This is a genomic window from Microbacterium sp. PRC9 (assembly GCF_031844125.1).
Lineage (GTDB): Bacteria > Actinomycetota > Actinomycetes > Actinomycetales > Microbacteriaceae > Microbacterium.
In genome coordinates this window covers 20,714-38,963 of record NZ_JAUZUR010000007.1, presented here as the reverse complement: position 1 = coordinate 38,963, position 18,250 = coordinate 20,714, and the positions used below count along the sequence as shown (strand labels likewise).

At 71.6% G+C, this 18,250-nt stretch carries 15 protein-coding genes; 7 read left to right on the top strand and 8 right to left on the bottom strand.

Features of this window, described 5'->3' with window-relative positions; all coding sequences use genetic code 11:
- Positions 1-2 precede the first annotated feature (2 nt).
- Positions 3-1,460: a GuaB1 family IMP dehydrogenase-related protein gene (locus tag Q9R33_RS16050; protein WP_056370416.1), complete on the bottom strand. Its 1,458-nt coding sequence runs from the start codon at positions 1,458-1,460 to the stop codon at positions 3-5.
- Positions 1,461-1,638: 178 nt separating this feature from the next.
- On the opposite strand from Q9R33_RS16050, the gene Q9R33_RS16045 reads away from it, so the two are divergent.
- Positions 1,639-5,367: a multifunctional oxoglutarate decarboxylase/oxoglutarate dehydrogenase thiamine pyrophosphate-binding subunit/dihydrolipoyllysine-residue succinyltransferase subunit gene (locus Q9R33_RS16045; protein ID WP_311294388.1), complete on the top strand. Its 3,729-nt coding sequence runs from the start codon at positions 1,639-1,641 to the stop codon at positions 5,365-5,367.
- Positions 5,368-5,400: 33 nt separating this feature from the next.
- Here Q9R33_RS16045 and Q9R33_RS16040 read toward each other — a convergent pair whose 3' ends face one another.
- The 3 genes from Q9R33_RS16040 to Q9R33_RS16030 all read right to left on the bottom strand — a co-directional run bounded on the left by Q9R33_RS16040 (position 5,401) and on the right by Q9R33_RS16030 (position 9,124).
- Entirely contained in the window at positions 5,401-6,792 is a 1,392-nt protein-coding gene (locus Q9R33_RS16040; protein ID WP_082497089.1) for an APC family permease, read from the bottom strand.
- A gap of 188 nt (positions 6,793-6,980) precedes the next feature.
- A complete protein-coding gene (locus Q9R33_RS16035) occupies positions 6,981-8,540 on the bottom strand; it encodes a glycerol-3-phosphate dehydrogenase/oxidase (protein ID WP_311294387.1) in 1,560 nt (519 codons plus the stop codon).
- Complete coding sequence (locus tag Q9R33_RS16030; RefSeq protein WP_311294386.1) at positions 8,537-9,124, bottom strand: helix-turn-helix domain-containing protein; 588 nt, start codon at positions 9,122-9,124, stop codon at positions 8,537-8,539. The genes Q9R33_RS16035 and Q9R33_RS16030 overlap by 4 nt, the downstream gene beginning before the upstream one ends.
- Before the next feature lie 34 nt (positions 9,125-9,158).
- On the opposite strand from Q9R33_RS16030, the gene Q9R33_RS16025 reads away from it, so the two are divergent.
- Both Q9R33_RS16025 and Q9R33_RS16020 read left to right on the top strand, forming a co-directional pair.
- Entirely contained in the window at positions 9,159-10,823 is a 1,665-nt protein-coding gene (locus Q9R33_RS16025; protein WP_082497090.1) for an FAD-binding oxidoreductase, read from the top strand.
- Positions 10,820-11,725, top strand: coding sequence for a diacylglycerol kinase (locus Q9R33_RS16020; RefSeq protein ID WP_310248557.1), 906 nt, complete (start codon positions 10,820-10,822; stop codon positions 11,723-11,725). The genes Q9R33_RS16025 and Q9R33_RS16020 overlap by 4 nt, the downstream gene beginning before the upstream one ends.
- 17 nt (positions 11,726-11,742) lie before the next feature.
- Here the strand turns inward: Q9R33_RS16020 and Q9R33_RS16015 are convergent, their stop codons facing one another.
- Complete coding sequence (locus Q9R33_RS16015) at positions 11,743-11,985, bottom strand: zf-HC2 domain-containing protein (protein WP_045297433.1); 243 nt, start codon at positions 11,983-11,985, stop codon at positions 11,743-11,745.
- Positions 11,982-12,599, bottom strand: coding sequence for a sigma-70 family RNA polymerase sigma factor (locus tag Q9R33_RS16010; protein ID WP_056371499.1), 618 nt, complete (start codon positions 12,597-12,599; stop codon positions 11,982-11,984). Before Q9R33_RS16010 ends, Q9R33_RS16015 begins: the two co-directional genes overlap by 4 nt.
- Before the next feature lie 167 nt (positions 12,600-12,766).
- On the opposite strand from Q9R33_RS16010, the gene aroA reads away from it, so the two are divergent.
- The 3 genes from aroA to bcp all read left to right on the top strand — a co-directional run bounded on the left by aroA (position 12,767) and on the right by bcp (position 15,762).
- Positions 12,767-14,140, top strand: a complete 1,374-nt coding sequence (gene aroA, locus Q9R33_RS16005; protein ID WP_310248560.1) for a 3-phosphoshikimate 1-carboxyvinyltransferase — start codon at positions 12,767-12,769, stop codon at positions 14,138-14,140.
- A gap of 83 nt (positions 14,141-14,223) precedes the next feature.
- The gene (gene rsgA / locus Q9R33_RS16000) at positions 14,224-15,282 is read left to right on the top strand and encodes a ribosome small subunit-dependent GTPase A (RefSeq protein ID WP_310248563.1); all 1,059 of its coding nucleotides are present in this window, start codon (positions 14,224-14,226) and stop codon (positions 15,280-15,282) included.
- Between the two features lie 9 nt (positions 15,283-15,291).
- On the top strand, positions 15,292-15,762 hold the full coding sequence (bcp, locus tag Q9R33_RS15995; protein WP_311294385.1) for a thioredoxin-dependent thiol peroxidase: 471 nt from the start codon (positions 15,292-15,294) through the stop codon (positions 15,760-15,762).
- Here bcp and Q9R33_RS15990 read toward each other — a convergent pair.
- Entirely contained in the window at positions 15,759-16,184 is a 426-nt protein-coding gene (locus Q9R33_RS15990) for a hypothetical protein (RefSeq protein WP_056370433.1), read from the bottom strand. The two genes, bcp and Q9R33_RS15990, sit on opposite strands and share 4 nt — an antisense overlap.
- A gap of 247 nt (positions 16,185-16,431) precedes the next feature.
- On the opposite strand from Q9R33_RS15990, the gene Q9R33_RS15985 reads away from it, so the two are divergent.
- Positions 16,432-16,680 carry a WhiB family transcriptional regulator gene (locus tag Q9R33_RS15985; protein ID WP_018171995.1) on the top strand — a complete coding sequence of 83 codons (249 nt, stop codon included), beginning with the start codon at positions 16,432-16,434 and terminating at the stop codon, positions 16,678-16,680.
- Between the two features lie 73 nt (positions 16,681-16,753).
- Here the strand turns inward: Q9R33_RS15985 and Q9R33_RS15980 are convergent, their stop codons facing one another.
- Positions 16,754-18,238, bottom strand: a complete 1,485-nt coding sequence (locus Q9R33_RS15980) for a histidine kinase N-terminal domain-containing protein (protein WP_311294384.1) — start codon at positions 18,236-18,238, stop codon at positions 16,754-16,756.
- Positions 18,239-18,250: the final 12 nt, after the last annotated feature.

Sequence of the window (18,250 nt, the reverse complement as noted above, 5' to 3'; positions counted from 1 at the left end):
CCTCACCAGCTGACCGGCAGCGCCTTGCCCTCTTCGTAACCGGCCGCCGACTGCAGGCCGACGCGCGCGCGGTCATGGAACTCGGCGACCGTCGACGCGCCCGCGTACGTGAAGGAGGACCGCACGCCCGACGTGATCATGTCGAGCAGGTCCTCGAGGCCGGGGCGGAGCGGGTCGAGGTAGATCTTCGACGACGAGATGCCCTCGGCGAAGAGCTCCTTGCGGGCGAGCTCGTAAGGATCGAGACGCCCGAATCGCTCGTGCACGGCCTTCGTCGAGGCCATGCCCCACGATTCCTTGTAGGCCCGGCCGGCGTCGTCGATCTGCAGCTCGCCGGGCGCCTCGATGGTCCCCGCGAACCACGAGCCGATCATGACGGATGCCGCACCCGCCGCCAAAGCCAGCGCGACGTCGCGCGGGTAGCGCACACCGCCGTCCGCCCACACGTGCGCCCCCATGATGCGGGCGGCCTCCGCCGTCTCGAGGACCGCGGAGAACTGCGGACGGCCGACCGCGGTCATCATGCGCGTCGTGCACATGGCGCCGGGGCCCACGCCGACCTTGAGGATGGTGGCACCGGCGGTGACGAGGTCGTGCACGCCCTCGGCGCTGACGATGTTGCCGGCTGCGATCGGAATGCCGAGGTCGAGGTCGGCGACGGCCCGCAGCGCCCGGAGCATGCCCTCCTGGTGCCCGTGGGCGGTGTCGACGACGAGGACGTCGACGCCCGCGCCGGCAAGGGCCTTCGCCTTCGACGCGACGTCTCCGTTGATGCCGACGGCCGCGGCGACGATGAGGCGACCCGATGCGTCGACGGCCGGGCGGTACAGCGTCGAGCGCAGTGCGCTGCGGCGCGAGAGGGTGCCGACAAGGTGCCCGTGGTGCAGCACGCACACGGTCTCGGCTTCCGCGGCGACGATCACGTCGAACGCGTGGCGCGCGCTCTCGATGTCATCGGCATCGACGGATGCTGCGCGCCCACGCGCGAGGTCACCCAGGCGTGCGTCGGGCAGGGCGGTGCCGAGCCGGGCGGCCGGGACGATGCCGAGGATCTCATCGGCGTCGACGTGACCGGACGAGGCGTCGGCGACCACGATGCCGTGCCCCTCGGTCGCGGGGAGCAGCCGCGCGGCGTCGGCGACGGTCGCATCGGGCGGCAGCACGAGCGGGGTGTCCCACGCGACCGGCTGCGCCTTGACCCAGCGGATCGCGGCGTCGAGCTCCTGCAGCGGCATGTCCTGCGGGAGGACTCCGAGGCCGCCGCGGCGCGCCAGCGTGGCCGCGAGGCGCGCCCCCGTGACCGAGTTCATATTCGCCGAGACCAGAGGAAGGGTGGCCGTCGTGCCGTCGCCAGGAGCGAGGTCGACATCGAGGCGGCTCGTGATCGCCGAGCGCCGCGGGACGAGGAAGACGTCAGAGTAGGTCAGGTCGACGTCGGGTGTTTCGCCGTAGAACTCCATGACCGCCAAGGTTAGTGACAGTTCCTGTGCGGATAATCATGCGGGTTCTTTCAGGTTCGCGGCCCCGGAGGGCCCGAACCTCCCGCGCAGACTGGGCTAGGCTTAACCGTCGTGTGTGAGGGCGGTTCGCGCCCCCCGCGCATCCCAGAACTTCACCGATGAAAGCAGGCGATTCAGCGTGTCGAGCCAGGTGACGGGCGTCGGGGTTTCGAACGAGGGAGAGTTCGGAGCCAACGAGTGGCTCGTCGAGGAGCTGTACGAACAGTTCAAGATCGACCGGAACTCCGTCGACAAGGCGTGGTGGCCCGTTCTCGAGGCCTACCACCCCGTCGACGGAGCAGCACCGACCCAGGCCGCGCCCGCGGCGACCGCCCCCGCGGCGGCCGCGCCCGCCGCGCCCCCGGCGACGACCCCGCCGACGGCATCCGAGCCGCGTCCGGTGACGGCGCCGATCCCGGTGATCGGCACGCAGCCGGTGGCGCGCACCACCGCGCGCCCGGCCGCGCCGCAGCCGATCCCGGCGCAGGCACCGAAGGCACAGCCGTCGGCAGCCGACGGCGAGGCCGACGCCGATGTCGTCACGACGCTGCGCGGCATGCCGAAGGCCCTCGCCGCCAACATGGACGAGTCGCTGACCGTGCCGACGGCGACGAGCGTGCGCACGGTGCCGGCGAAGCTGATGATCGACAACCGCATCGTCATCAACAACCACATGTCGCGCACGCGCGGCGGCAAGGTGAGCTTCACGCACCTCATCGGGTGGGCGATCATCCAGGCGCTCAAGGAGTTCCCGAGCCAGAACGTGTTCTACGCCGAGGTCGACGGCAAGCCGTCGCTCGTCGCGCCCGCGCACATCAACCTCGGCATCGCGATCGACCTCCCGAAGCCCGACGGCACCCGCGCTCTCCTCGTTCCGAGCATCAAGCGCGCCGAGCAGCTGACGTTCAACGAGTACCTCACCACTTACGAGGACCTGGTCACGCGTGCACGCGGCAACAAGCTCACCGCGGCCGACTTCCAGGGCACCACGATCTCGCTGACCAACCCCGGCGGCATCGGCACGGTGCACTCCGTGCCGCGGCTCATGAAGGGCCAGGGCTGCATCGTCGGCGCCGGCGCCCTCGAGTACCCCGCCGAGTTCCAGGGCGCGAGCGACAAGACGCTCAACGAGCTCGCGATCGGCAAGACGATCACGCTGACGAGCACCTACGACCACCGCGTCATCCAGGGTGCCGGGTCGGGCGAGTTCCTCAAGAAGGTGCACGAGCTGCTCATCGGGCAGCGCAGCTTCTACGAGGACATCTTCGCCGCGCTGCGCATCCCGTATGCGCCGATCCACTGGGCGTCCGACATCAACGTCGACCTCGCCGAGCGCGTCGACAAGACCGCGCGCGTGCAGGAGCTCATCAACTCGTTCCGCGTGCGCGGCCACCTCATGGCCGACATCGACCCGCTCCAGTACCAGCAGCGCACGCACCCCGACCTCGAGATCGAGCAGCACGGCCTCACGTTCTGGGACCTCGACCGCGAGTTCGTCACCGGCGGCTTCGGCGGCAAGCGCCAGATGAAGCTCCGCGACATCCTCGGCGTGCTGCGCGACTCGTACTGCCGCACCATCGGCATCGAGTACATGCACATCCAGGACCCGACGCAGCGCGCGTGGTTCCAGGAGAACGTCGAGGTCAAGTACCAGAAGCCCGGGCACGACGAGCAGCTGCGCATCCTCGACAAGCTGAACCAGGCCGAGGCGTTCGAGACGTTCCTGCAGACGAAGTACGTCGGCCAGAAGCGCTTCAGCCTCGAGGGCGGCGAGTCGCTGATCCCCCTCCTCGACGAGATCCTGCAGGGCGCGGCCCAGGCAGGCCTCGACGGTGCTGCGATCGGCATGGCGCACCGCGGTCGCCTCAACGTGCTGACGAACATCGCCGGCAAGACGTACGGCCAGGTGTTCCGCGAGTTCGAGGGCTCCGTCGCGATCGGCTCGAAGAGCGGGTCGGGCGACGTCAAGTACCACCTCGGCACCGAGGGCACGTTCGTCGCCGACAACGAGTCCGAGCTGCCGGTGTACCTCGCCGCGAACCCGTCGCACCTCGAGACGGTCGACGGCGTGCTCGAGGGCATCGTCCGCGCGAAGCAGGACCGCAAGCCCATCGGCACGTTCACGTGGCTGCCGATCCTCGTCCACGGCGACGCGGCCTTCTCCGGCCAGGGCGTCGTCGTCGAGACGCTGCAGATGTCGCAGCTGCGCGGTTACCGCACCGGCGGCACCGTCCACGTGGTCGTCAACAACCAGGTCGGCTTCACCACGACGCCGACCGACGCCCGCACCTCGGTGTACGCGACCGACGTCGCCAAGACGATCCAGGCGCCGATCTTCCACGTGAACGGCGACGACCCGGAGGCCGTCACGCGCGTGGCGCAGCTGGCCTTCGCCTACCGCGAGCGGTTCCACCGCGATGTCGTGGTCGACGTCGTCTGCTACCGCCGCCGCGGTCACAACGAGGGCGACGACCCGTCGATGACCCAGCCCCTCATGACGAACCTCATCGAGGCGAAGCGCTCCGTGCGCCGCCTCTACACCGAGGCTCTCGTCGGTCGCGGCGACATCACCGAAGAAGAGTACGAGAAGGCGAAGCAGGACTTCCAGAGCCGCCTCGAGATCGCGTTCGCCGAGACCCACGCGGCCGAGACCGGCTCCTCGCCGATCCTCGTGCCCGAAGCGGGCGACGTGCCGGCCGCCGGCGAGCCGGCGACCACGGGCGTCTCCCGCGAGATGGTGAACCTGATCGGCGACACGTTCGTGAACAAGCCGAACGGCTTCACGGTCCACGCCAAGCTGCAGCAGCTGCTCGACAAGCGGCTCGACATGAGCCGCAACGGCTCGATCGACTGGGGCTTCGGCGAGCTGCTGGCCTTCGGCTCGCTGCTGCTCGAGAAGACCAACGTGCGTCTCGCGGGTCAGGACTCGCGTCGCGGCACCTTCGTGCAGCGCCACGCCGTGCTGCACGATCGCGCGAACGGCCAGGAGTGGATCCCGCTCACGAACCTCAGCGAGGACCAGGGGCGCTTCTATGTCTACGACTCGCTGCTGAGCGAGTACGCGGCGATGGCGTTCGAGTACGGCTACTCGGTCGAGCGCGCCGACTCGCTCGTGCTGTGGGAGGCCCAGTTCGGCGACTTCGCCAACGGCGCCCAGTCGGTCATCGACGAGTACATCTCGGCGGCCGACCAGAAGTGGGGCCAGCAGTCGAGCGTCGTGCTGCTGCTCCCCCACGGCTACGAGGGTCAGGGACCCGACCACTCGTCGGCACGCATCGAGCGGTACCTGCAGATGTGCGCGCAGGACAACATGACCGTCGCGCGCCCGTCGACCCCGGCGTCGTACTTCCACCTGCTGCGCCGCCAGGCGTACGCGCGTCCGCGCCGCCCGCTGATCGTCTTCACCCCGAAGGCGATGCTGCGCCTGCGCGGCGCGACGAGCCCGGTCGAGGACTTCCTCACCGGCCGCTTCGAACCGGTGATCGACGACAACCGCGGTCTCGACAAGTCGGCGGTCAAGCGCGTGCTGCTGCACGCCGGCAAGATCCACTGGGATCTGCGCGCCGAGCTCGACAAGAACCCGAACCCCGAGATCGCCCTGGTGCGCCTGGAGCAGTACTACCCGGCCCCCATCGACGAGCTCAACGCCGTCATCGACGCCTACCCGAACGCCGAGCTGGTGTGGGTGCAGGACGAGCCCGAGAACCAGGGCGCATGGCCCTTCATCGCCCTCGAGGTCGTGAAGAACCTCAACGGTCGCACCATCAGCCGCGTCTCGCGCGCGTCGGCGGCGTCGACCGCGACCGGTTCGCCGAAGGTGCACGCCGCCGAGCAGGCTGCGATCATGCAGCAGGCGCTCACGCTGTAAGCGGAGCGCTCCGCCGGTCCGGCCCTGGAGGACTCAGCCCTGCGCTGAGGATTCCAGGGCCGAACTGCGTTCTGCCGGGACCGCCGTCGTCTTCACCTCGACGATGGACCCGGGGTCTGCGGCCTCTGCTGCCACGGTCTCGCCGCCGAGCGCGACCGCCTGCCGCGACGAGCGCCGCAGCCGCTTCCCGACCGTCACGAGGATCGCGGCGAGCGCGAGCGCGGCGGCGGGGAGCAGATTCGCTCCGGCCAGGAGCAGCAGGCCCACCGACAGGACGGCCGCGACGACCGCCATGAACCAGCCCGCCGTGAAGCGCGGCAGGATCAGCGTCGCCGCGATCATGCCGGCGGCGTAGATCGACACCATGTTGCTGGTGTGGATGAGGATGAACGTCTGCAGGTCGCCGCCGGTCGCGAGCGCGATTGTGCAGTAGACCATCGCGATCACGAACGTCAGCATCAGGGCGCGCCGAGGCACTCCACCCGACTCGGCACCGGGCGCGAGCACCCGGGGCAGATCGCCCGACGACGCGAGCGACGCGCCCAGCTTGCCGAATGCGGCGAGGTAGGCGTTCATCACGCCCAGCACCACGATCGCGGCGACGGCGCCGATCGCCGTCGGACCGAATCCGGGCGCCACCGCCTCGGCGAGCGAGAGCAGCGGCACGGCACCGGCGCCCGCGTCCTCGCCGAGCACGCCCACGGTCACGACCTGCAGCAGCAGGTACGCGAGCCCGGTCACGACGAGCGCGATGGCGGTGGCGATCGGGATGCTGCGGCGCGGGTCGCGGAACTCCCCCGAGATGTGCGTGCCGACCTCCCAGCCCGCGAACGCCCAGACGAAGAGGCTGATCGCCGTGCCGACGCCCGACCAGCCGTGGGGCAGGAACGGCGTGAAGCTCGACCCCTCGACGGCGGGGAAGGCCGTGGCGACGACGAAGACGACGATGCCGACGAGGAGGCCGGTGAGGACGAACTGCACCCAGCCGGCGACCCGCACACCCAGCATGTTGACGGCGAACGGCGGGATGAGGATCGCGAACACCAGGATGGGCACGGCGACGCGGTCGATGTGCAGGATCGCGCTCAGGTACTCGGCGCCGAGGACCGCCAGCACCGGGAACCCCGCGGCCACGCCGAAGTAGAACCAGTAGCCGGTCGCGCGGGCGGCCGTGCGACCGAGCGCGCGGCGCACGTAGCTGGCGACGCCGCCCGGATCGGGGTAGCGCGCGGCCAGGGCGGCGAAGGTGCCCGCCAGCGGCACGGCGAGCACGATGACCGCCAGCACCGAGACGATGGACGCCGGACCGGCCACGTCGGCCGCGAGGCCGGGGAGCACGAGGAGCCCGGTTCCGAGCACCGACGCGATGTAGAGCGCCGTGCCCTGGACGACGCCGAGTCCCCCGTGGGTTCCGCTGTGAGTCACCGTTCCAGTGTGAGGGGGACGTGCGACACCCCGACCCGCCTGCGCCGCCGTCCTGGAGCGGATTCCTGCCAACCCGCGTACGGACGTTCCTCACACGAGGTTCTGCTCCGAGATGCGGACCGAATCAGGGCATGTCGCCCCTCACATCGGCAATGCTCCTCAACCGAGGATCGGTTGCGAGCTGCGGCTCAGGCCTCGATCGGCTCGACACCCGCGCGCGCGAAGGCGGCGGTGGCGGCATCCGTCGACTGCTCACGGTCGGTCTCGACGAGACCGAGGCGGGTACGCCGGTCGAGGAGGTCGGCGACGCTCAGGGCGCCCTCGACCGCGACCCCCCACTGCAGCTCCTGGGCCGTCACGCCGCACGCGGCGGCCGGACCCTTCGGGAGGGCGGCGGCGTAGGGCGCCTCGGCACCGAACCGGCGCACCAGACGCGGCGCCGCGGCGATCTCGCCGAGGCGGTGCCGCGGCCACGCGCCGACGAGCGGGATCGAACGCGTTCGCGACGGGCGGGAGGCGAACCCGGGGTCGCGCCGGATCACGGCATCGACGGCGTCCTCCGCCATCCGCCGGTACGTCGTGAGCTTGCCCCCGACGATGCTGAGCACGCCGCTGGAGGACTCGATGATCGCGTGACGGCGCGACAGGTCGCTGGTGTCGTGGTCGTCGCCGCCGGCGAGCAGCGGCCGCAGGCCGGCGAAGGTGGAGAGCACGTCGGCGCGGACGAGGGGCTCCTCCAGCACGGTGTTGACCGTGCCGAGGAGCATGTCGATCTCGGCCTCGGTCGCGTGCGCGACGTCGGGGATCGGCCCGTCGGCGGGCACGTCCGTGAGGCCGATGTAGGTGCGACCGTGCTGCGCCGGCAGAGTGAAGACGAAGCGGCTCGACGACCCGGGGACCGGCACGGTGAGCGACACGTCCGAACCGCCGAGGCGGGCCGTCGACACCACGAGGTGCGTGCCGCGGCTCGGCCGCAGGCGGACGTCGCGGTCGAGATCTCCCGCCCACACACCCGTCGCGCTCACGACGGCGCGCGCGTGCACATGGAGCGTCTCGCCCGTCACGAGGTCGCGCAGGGTCGCCTCGCGTCCGGTGACCGAGACGGCCTCGACACGGGTGAGGACGGATGCCCCGTACCCGGCGGCCGTCCGCGCGACGGCGACGACGAGCCGGGCGTCGTCGATGAGCTGTCCGTCCCAGCCCCGCACCCCGCCGCGGAGCCCCTCGGCGCGAACGGCGGGCGCGAGCGCGAGGGTGGCGTCGCGGCCGATCGGGCCGGGCGGCCGCAGCAGCGACCCGGGGGTTCCGACCGCGCGGCGCAGGCCGTCGCCGAGCTCGTAGCCCATGCCGATGTACGCACCGCGCGCGAGGTGCCCGGGGTCGTGCAGTGGCACGACCTGCGCCAGCGCGCGCGTGAGGTGCGGCGCCGTCCGGGTGAGGAGGATGTGACGCTCTGTCGCACTCTCGTGCGCGATCCCGATCTGGCCCGACGCGAGGTACCGCAGGCCGCCGTGCACGAGCTTGGAGCTGAAGCGGCTGGTGCCGTGCGCGAGGTCGTGCCGTTCGACCAGAACCGTGCGCAGGCCCCGGCTCGCGGCATCCAGCGCGATCCCCCCTCCGGTGATGCCGCCGCCGATGACGAGCACGTCGATCTCGCCGCGGTCGGCGAGTGCGTCGAGCTCGCGCGAGCGCCTGCCCGCCGAGAGCGCGGACGATCCGGGCGTGCGCCCCACGATGCGCGTCGTCATCGCTGCTCCCCCACGGCCGGTGCGAGGTAGCCGCGCAGCGCGTGCGCGAGTTCGGCGCGCCACGCGCCCTCGGGCAGCCACTCGGCGACGAGCGGCGCCGACTGCACCGCCGACTGCGCCACGAGCAGCACCATGGCCGCCAGCTGCGGCGGCTCGCCCGCGCGTACGAAGCCGGCACGCTGGCCCGCGGCGATGCGCCGGGCGGTCTCGGCGTGGATCGCCCGCTGGCTCGTGCCGAGCCGATCGAGGATGTACCGGGCGAACAGCTCGGGATCGGTGTCGCGGAGCCGGTCGACGAGGGGAAGACGTCGCACGCGGTCTGCGGTCTCGACGAGCAGTGCGACGAGCTCGCCGAGGTCGGCGGAGTCCCCGGCGTCGGCGGGAAGCGCCGCGACGAGCTCGCGCGTCACGAGCGCGGCGAACACCGCCTGCGCGTCGGGCCAGTAGCGATAGAGCGTCTGGCGGGCGATCCCGCCGCGCCGTGCGATGTCGGAGGCCGTCGTCCGGCGGATGCCGTGCGCCAGCACCTCGGCGAGCGCGGCGTCGAGGATCGCGGTCTCGGTATCGGGCACTCCATCGGCCATGTGACAACCATACAGAATGTGTCATACTGTCGCCATGGCTGCGACGGTGCCCACCGATCCCTCGAGCGACCCGGTGCGTCCGCTCGCCGTCCCGACGCCCCGCCCCCGCGGCGAGTGGGACGCCTGGGGGTCGGAGCCCGCGCGTCTGCCTACGGCCGCGAAGGCGATCGTCGCGACGCTGCTGCCGGGCAAGGCACACCCCGTTGCGCGCCGCACCGCGCCCGTCCTCACGCCCTCGCTGCTGCCCGACGGCGACCTCGCGGCACTGGCCGGCGTGGTCGGCGCCGACGCGGCGACGCGTGACGATGCGGTGCGCATGATGCACCTCGGGGGCAAGAGCACGCCCGACCTGCTGCGCCGCCGGCTCGACGACCTGCAGGCCGCTCCCGACGCGGTGGTCTCGCCCGCGGATCACTCCGAGGTCGCCGCCGTGCTCCGCGTGTGCGGCGAGCGCGGCATCGCCGTCGTGCCCTTCGGCGGGGGCACGTCGGTCGTAGGCGGCGTCGACCCCGTGCGCGGCGCGCAGCGCGCCGTGATCGCCCTCGACCTCAGCCGCACCGCGGCGCTCCTCGCGCTCGACGAGGTGGCGCTTCTCGCGACGTTCGGCGCCGGCACGACCGGTCCTCAGGCCGAGGAGCTTCTCGGCACCCGCGGCTACACGCTCGGGCACTTCCCGCAGAGCTTCCTGTACGCCTCCCTCGGCGGGTACGCGGCGACGCGGTCGAGCGGCCAGGCCTCGCGCGGCTACGGCCGCTTCGACGACCTCGTCCACGCGCTGCGCGTCGCCACTCCGGCGGGAGACCTCGACCTCGGGCGCTCCCCCGCGAGCGCCGCCGGCCCCGACCTGCGCGAGCTGTTCCTGGGCTCGGAGGGCGCCTTCGGCGTCCTCACCGAGGTGACCGTGCGCATCCGCCCGGTCCCCGCGGCGACCGCGTACCGCGCCTGGTCGTTCCCCGATTTCGCCGCGGGGGCGTCGGCGTTCCGCGAAGCCACGCAGCGCGGCATCCGTCCCACCGTCCTGCGGCTGAGCGACGAGACCGAGACGCGGGTGAACGCAGCGATGGGCGGGCACCTCACGCGGATGCGCGGATGCCTCGCCGTCGCCACCTTCGAGGGCGCGACGTCCGCCGAGGCCGAGGCGACACGCGATGCGCTCGACGCGGTCTTCCGCGCGCACGGCGCGACGTCGCGAGGTGAGGACCCGGCGCGGTCGTGGGAGCGCGGCCGCTTCGCCTCGCCCGCGCTGCGCGACACCCTCATGGACATCGGCGTCCTCGCCGAGACCCTCGAGACCGCGACGACGTGGGCGAACCTGCCCGCCCTCAAGGCCGCGGTCACCGCCGCGCTCACCGCGAGCCTCGCCGCCGCAGGCACGAAGCCCCTCGTGCTGTGCCACATCTCGCACGTGTACCCGGCGGGCGCGTCGCTCTACTTCACGGTGGTCGCCGCGCTCACCGACGATCCGGAGACCCAGTGGATGAGGGCGAAGGATGCCGCGTCCCGCGCGATCGGCGACGCCCACGGCACGATCACCCACCATCACGCCGTGGGGCGCGATCATCGGCCGTATCTCGAGGCCGAGATCGGACCCCTCGGCGTGCAGGTGCTGCGCGCGGTGAAGAACGTGCTCGACCCGCGCGGGATCATGAACCCCGGCGCGCTGGTCGAACCGGCCGCCTCTGCGACGGAGCGCCCATGAAGGTCGCGCTGCTCGTCAACCCCGCGGCGCGGGCAGGCGCCCACACCGGTGCCGCGACCAGCGCCGCCGAGCGCCTGCGCGCGCACGGCGTCCAGACGTCGATCCTGAGCGGTGGCAGCGCGGCGGAGTCGTCCGCACTGCTGCGGACCGCGATCGGGGTGGGCGTGGACGCGGTCGTCGTCGCCGGCGGCGACGGCACTGTGAACCTCGCGATCCAGGAAGTCGCCGGCACCGGCATCCCGCTCGGCATCGTGCCGTCGGGCACCGGCAACGACTTCGCGGCGACGCTGGGGCTGCGCGAGCTCGACGCCACCGCGGCGGCCGACGCCATCGCCGCGGGCGTCACCCGGGCGATCGACCTGGCTCGCGTCACCCGCGAGGACGGATCGACGCGGTACTTCGGATCGGTGCTCGCGAGCGGGTTCGACTCCAAGGTCAACGACCGCGCCAACGCGATGCGCTGGCCGCGCGGCGGCTCGCGCTACAACATCGCGATCCTGGTCGAGTTCCTGACGCTCGCCGGCATCCCGTACGAGGTCGAGCTCGAACTCGCCGACGGCACGCGCGAACACGTGGGCGGCGACCTCGTGATGGCGACCGTCGGCAACGGGCGCACGTATGGCGGCGGCATCCCGATCTGTCCCGATGCCGACCCGGCCGACGGCCTGCTCGACGTCGTGCTCGTGCGTCCCGCCGGGAGACTGCGCCTGCTGCGGCTCCTCCCCCGGGTGTACAGAGGCACGCACGCCGGCGTGTCGGAGGTCGCGATGCGACGTGTGCGCTCGGTGCGGTTGTCGTCACCGGGGGTCACGGCGTACGCCGACGGCGACCCGATCGGCGCGCTGCCTGTGACCGTCGATGTGGCGCCCGGCGCGCTCACGATCTTCACGCCCGCGGGGTGACCCGGCGGGCAGCGGCGTCAGTGCGCCGCCTGGACCGCCCGCAGCTTGGCCAGCACCTGATCCCGCAGCTCTTCGGGCGCGCTCTCCTTGCACGCCCGGGCGAGCACCTCGGTCAGCGTGGTCGCGACGAGCGCCTCGTCGCGGCAGCCCTCGCAGTTGGCCAGGTGCTCGGCGATGTCGCTCTGCTCGGTCTTGCAGACCTCGTGGCGCAGGTACTCCTCCAGGTCGCGCCGCGCCTTCTCACAGCCGCAGTCGGTCATTTCGTGCTCCTCGTGGCGGCGGGGGTGATGCCGCGCTCTTTTGCGTAGTCGGCCAGCAGTTCACGCAGCATCCGCCTGCCACGATGCAGACGGCTCATGACCGTGCCGATGGGGGTCTTCATGATGTCGGCGATCTCCTGGTAGGCGAAGCCCTCGACGTCGGCGAGGTACACCGCCAGCCGGAAGTCCTCCGGGATGGACTGCAGCGCGTCCTTCACGACGGACGCGGGCATGTGGTCGATCGCCTCGGCCTCGGCCGAGCGGGTGCTCGTCGCCGTGGTCGACTCGGCACCGCCGAGCTGCCAGTCCTCGAGGTCGTCGATCGTGCCCTGATACGGCTCGCGCTGCTTCTTGCGGTAGGTGTTGATATAGGTGTTCGTCAGGATGCGGTACAGCCACGCCTTGAGGTTGGTGCCCTGCGTGAAGGTCTTCCACGAGGCGAACGCCTTGACGAAGGTCTCCTGCACGAGATCAGCCGCATCGGCGGGGTTGCGGGTCATGCGCATGGCCGCGGCGTACAGCTGGTCCATGAAGGGCAGCGCCTGCTCTTCGAACTGCGCGCGGGGATCCTGATCGCGGTCCGCCTCGGCAGCCTGGTCGGTCGAGTCGCTCATCACGCGCCAGTCTACGGCGGCCTGTTCCAGGCCGCCTGAAAGAGGCGCGTCGCGCTCTGCGAGGAGGGGCGCCTCACGATCGAGGCGCTCGAGGGTGGCGAACATCCGGCTCCGCTCAGTAGGTTGCTCCCGGCTCGTGCCCACCGGGTTCAGTAGGGTAGAACCCGATGACAGCCGACGCGTATTCCCCGCCCTCCGCGCCGATCGAGCGCGGCCACTGGCCCGCGCCCGTCGCGGACGGAGCACTGCACGCCACGGTGACCGTCCCCGGGTCGAAATCGCTGACGAACCGGGAGCTGATCCTGGCCGCCCTCGCGGACGCCCCGAGCCGCCTGATCGCGCCGCTGCACTCCGACGACTCCGCCCGCATGATCGACGCGCTGCGCTCGCTCGGCGTCGGCATCGAGCTCGTCGAAGGCAACGGACTGTACGGCGACGACATCGAGGTGACACCGGTGTGGCCGCTGCGCGGCGACACCGTCGTGGACTGCGGGCAGGCGGGCACCGTCATGCGGTTCGTGGCCGGCCTCGGGGGCTTCGCCCGCGGCGACGTCACCCTCACGGCGCACGAGAGCGCGCTGCACCGCCCGATGGGCGCCATGATCACGGCGCTGCGCGACGTCGGCGTCGACATCGACGACGGCGGCCACTGGGCGCTCCCCTTCATCATCCGCGGCCACGGCCACGTCCGCGGCGGCGAGGTGACGATCGACGCCAGCGCGTCGAGCCAGTTCGTCTCCGGTCTCCTGCTCGCGGCGCCGCGCTTCGACGTCGGGCTGCAGCTGCGTCACGCCGGCGAGCGGCTGCCGAGCATCCCGCACATCGACATGACCGTCGAAGCCCTCGGGCACCGCGGCGTGCACGTCGAGCGCCCAGGCGTGGGCGAGTGGATCGTGCCGGCCGGTCCGATCCGCGGCAAGGACGTCGCGATCGAGCCCGACCTCTCGAACGCAGCGCCGTTCCTGGCTGCGGCCATGGTGGCCGGCGGTGCGGTGTCGGTCACCGGCTGGCCCGCGCACTCCACCCAGCCGGGCGCGATGCTCACCGAGATCCTGTCGCTCATGGGCGCCCGCGTGGTGCGCCGCGGCGGCGCGCTCACCGTGACCGCCGGAGCCGGCATCCAGGGGGTCGATCTCGATCTGTCGGCCGCCGGCGAGCTGACGCCCACCATCTTCGCGCTCGCCGCCTTCGCGGACTCCCCTTCGACCCTGCACGGCATCGGTCACATCCGCGGCCACGAGACCGACCGCATCGCGGCGCTCGTCGCCGAGCTGCGCGGCCTCGGCGGCGAGGCCGAGGAGCTGCCCGACGGCATCCGCATCGTCCCCCGCCCTCTCCACGGCGGAACCTGGCACGCGTACCACGACCACCGCATGGCGACCACGGGCGCCCTGATCGGCCTGGCCGTGCCCGGGGTCGAGGTCGACGACATCGGCACGACCGCGAAGACCATGCCCGAGTTCCCGCAGATCTGGCAGCGGATGCTCGACGGCGAGCACGCCGACGGCGGGGTCTCCGAGGAGACGATGCGCGCCTCGTGAGAGGGCGCGTGGACACCTTCGCGGAGCGATCGGGATGACCAGCGTGAACCGATCCGGGATGACTCGATGAGCGGGACGACACCGTGAGCTGGCTCGACGACCTCGACGACGACGAGCCGGAGTTCGACGAGGCCGACGTGCGCGTGCGGCCCAATCCGAAGGCCAACCGCCCCCGGACGAAACGCCGCCCGGCCCACAGCGACGCCGAGATCGCGCGCGTGCTGGGCGTCGACCGCGGCCGGTACACCGTGCTGGTCGACGAGGACCTGCCGACCGAGCGCACGGCGCTCGCCGCCCGGGCGCGCGAACTGCGCAAGACGCCGATCGTGACGGGCGACCGCGCTCGCGTCGTCGGCGACGCGTCGGGCGACGACGGCACCCTCGGGCGCATCGTCGGCATCGAGGAGCGCACCTCGCTGCTCAGACGCAGCGCCGATGACACCGACCAGGTCGAGCGCGTCGTCGTCGCCAACGCCGACCAGATGCTCGTCGTGGTCGCCGCGGCGGACCCCGAGCCGCGCCCGCGGCTCGTCGACCGCTACCTCGTCGCGGCGCTGGATGCCGGCATCCGTCCTCTCCTCGTCGTCACCAAGACCGACCTCGCCGACCCGGCGGAGTTCCTCGCGCACTTCGAAGGCCTCGACCTCGAGGTGTTCACGAGCGGGCGGGAGGAGATGCCCCTCGAGCGCATCGGCGCGGCGCTCGTCGGCCACTCCACGGTGTTCGTCGGACACTCGGGTGTCGGCAAGTCGACGCTCGTCAACGCGCTCGTGCCCGATGCGAAGCGCGCCACCGGGCACGTCAACGTCGTGACCGGGCGCGGGCGGCACACCTCGAGTTCGACCGTGTCGCTGCGCTACCGCGGCGAAGGCGGCAACGGCTGGGTCATCGACACCCCCGGCGTGCGTTCGTTCGGCCTCGGCCACGTCGATCCCGCGAACATCCTGCGGGCCTTCTCCGACCTCGACGCGATCGCCGAGGAGTGCCCTCGCGGGTGCACGCACCTCCCCGACGCGCCGGATTGCGCCATCGTCGAGGCCGTCGAGGAGGGCCGGCTGGGCCCCGGCGGCGCCGCCCGACTCGACTCACTGCAGCGACTGCTCGAGACGTTCGCCAAGAAGGGCCAGGAGCACGGCGCCTAGAGTGGGACGGTGACCACGACACGCCTCGAACCCGGCTCCCTCGCCCCCGCCTTCACCCTCGTCGACCAGGACGAGCGGGCCGTGACGCTGAAGGACCTGCGGGGCGGGCGCGTGATCCTGTTCTTCTATCCGGCGGCGATGACGCCCGGCTGCACCAAGGAGGCGTGCGACTTCCGCGACAGCCTCGCCCCGCTGCAGGCGGCCGGCTACACGGTGCTGGGCGTCTCTCCCGACGAGCCCGAGAAGCTCCGCCGGTTCCGGGAGCGCGACGGCCTGACGTACGACCTGCTGAGCGATCCCGGCCACAAGGTGCTCGAGAAGTACGGCGCATGGGGCGAGAAGATGAACTACGGCAAGACCTTCATGGGCGTCATCCGCTCCACCTTCGTCATCGACGAGAAGGGCCGTCTCACGCACGCGCTGTACAACGTGCGCGCCACCGGCCACGTCGCGCGCGTGCGGACGCTCCTGGGCGTCTAAGCGCTGCCCGAAGCCTGCCCGTCGGCCTCCTCGTCGCGCTGCCGGCGCGCCGCCCGGCCGGCGTCGCGTACGGCGAGCACCAGGAGCACCAGGACGACCACGGCCGGGGCGGCGAGCGCGAGCGCCGCTGCGGGATCGGCGAACGCGCCCGTCGCCGCTCCGAGGGCCACCGCGAGGATCAGCAGCTGCGTGACGATGCCGCCCGAACGCCCCCACGACTGGCCGCGCCAGATGGCGAACGCGAAGGCGATGACCGCGGCAGCGGCGACGAGGGTCAGCACCGCCAGCGCGATCGCGCTCTCGATCGCGCCAGTGTCGCCCGAGGCGATCGCGACGATCTCGCGCACCGTGAGCGCGGCGAGCCCGAGTCCCTCGAGCCCGACCAGCACGGCGGCGATCCTTCCGGACAGGTTTGTCCGCATTCTCCGTCGACTCCTTCTTCCACCGACAGCGGTTTGTGCGAACCCTCCACACCCCCTGGGGAACACTCAGCAAGTCCTACACAAACCCGCCGATGAACCCTTGATTCAGGTAAACCGCTATGGGACGATTGGTGAAGCCGTGTGCTCCCACAGCGACGTGGGGCGAGATTCTTCTCGCACATCCCACAGGGTACCGGACCCGAACCGGGCCCTTATTCCCCACCCCTCTGTCACAAGGAGCACCACCATGGACTGGCGCGACAAGGCCGCCTGCCTGACCGTCGACCCCGAACTGTTCTTCCCCGTCGGGAACACCGGTCCGGCCGTCGATCAGATCGAGAAGGCCAAGTCGGTGTGCGCACGCTGCACCGTCACCGAGATCTGCCTGCAGTACGCCCTCGAGACCGGTCAGGACTCGGGCGTGTGGGGCGGTCTCTCCGAGGACGAGCGCCGCGCGCTCAAGCGCCGCGCCGCCCGCGCGCGCCGCGCCTCATAGCGAGAACCTGCAGAGAACGGATGCCGCATCCCGCGGCATCCGTTCTGCATGTCGCAGGATGAGCGCGTGAGGCTCAGTTCTTGGCGCGCTCGATGTAGCGCAGCGGGATGTCGATCGTGACCTCCGTGCCGCTGCCCATGATGGTGTGCCAGTCGATGGTGCCGCCGAGCTCGCCCTGGATGAGGGTGCGCACGATCTGCGTGCCGAGGCCGCGACCGACCTGACCCTCGGGGAGGCCGGAGCCGGTGTCGCGCACGCGCACCTCGAGGCGGTCGTCGCTGCGCTCGGCGATGATCTCGACGTCGCCCTCCTGCCCCGCCAGCCCGTGCTCGACGGCGTTCGTGACGAGTTCGGTGAGGGCGAGCGCGAGCGGCGTCGCGTATTCGCTGGGCAGGGTGCCGAAGCGGCCCGTGGAGTGCGTCTTGGCGCGCGTGTTCGGCGCCGCGGCGACCTCGGCCACGAGCTTGAGCACGCGGGCGAACACCTCGTCGAAGTCGACGTTCTGCGCGAGGCCTTCCGAGAGCGTGTCGTGCACCACCGCGATGGCCGAGACCCGGCGCATGGCCTGCGTGAGCGCTTCACGGGCCTCGTCGGTGTGCGAGCGACGGGCCTGGATGCGCAGCAGCGACGCGACCGTCTGGAGGTTGTTCTTGACGCGGTGGTGGATCTCGCGGATCGTCGCGTCCTTGGTGATGAGTTCCTGCTCCTGATGACGGATCTCGGTGACGTCGCGGCAGAGCACGATGGCGCCGATGCGCGTGCCGTGGTCGCGCAGCGGAATGGTCCGCAGCGAGACGGTCACGCCGCGGGCCTCCAGGTCGGCACGCCACGGCGCCCGGCCGGTGACGACGACCGGCAGCGACTCGTCGAACTGGCGCTTCGCAGGGAGGATGCCGGTGACGACCTCCACCAGCGACTCCCCCTCGAGCTCGTCGTCGAACCCGAGGCGGTTGAACGCCGACAGTGCATTGGGGCTCGCGAACGTCGTCACCCCGTCGACGTCCAGCCGCACCAGTCCATCCGACGCACGGGGCGCGCCACGGCGCGGCGAGGTGGGTGCGGTGAGGTCGGGGAAGTCCCCCGACGCGATCATCCCGAAGAGGTCGTCGGCGCAGTCGTTGAAGGTGATCTGCTGCCGAGAGGGGATGCGCGCCTCGCCGAGGTTGGTGTGGCGGGTGAGCACCCCGATGATCGTCGCGTCCTTGCCGTGCTTGCGCGCGACCGGCACCGCACGCACGCGTGTGGGCGTCTCCTCGAACCAGTCGGGCGAGGCCGAGTCGACGATGCCGCCCGTCTGGAACGCCTCGCGCACCTGCGTGCGCCACTGCGGCCGCACGCGGTCGCCGACGATGTCGCGGTAGAAGAGCGTCGCCGCACCGCCGGGTCGGGTGTGGGCGACGGCGACGAAGGAATCGTCGGAGGTGGGCACCCAGAGCACGATGTCGGCGAACGCCAGATCGGCGAGGAGCTGGCCGTCTCCTGCGAGACGGTGCAGCCACTCCACGTCCTCTTCACTGGAGCGGCCCTGGGCGTAAACGAGATCGCTGAGGGTCGACACGGACCTAGCCTA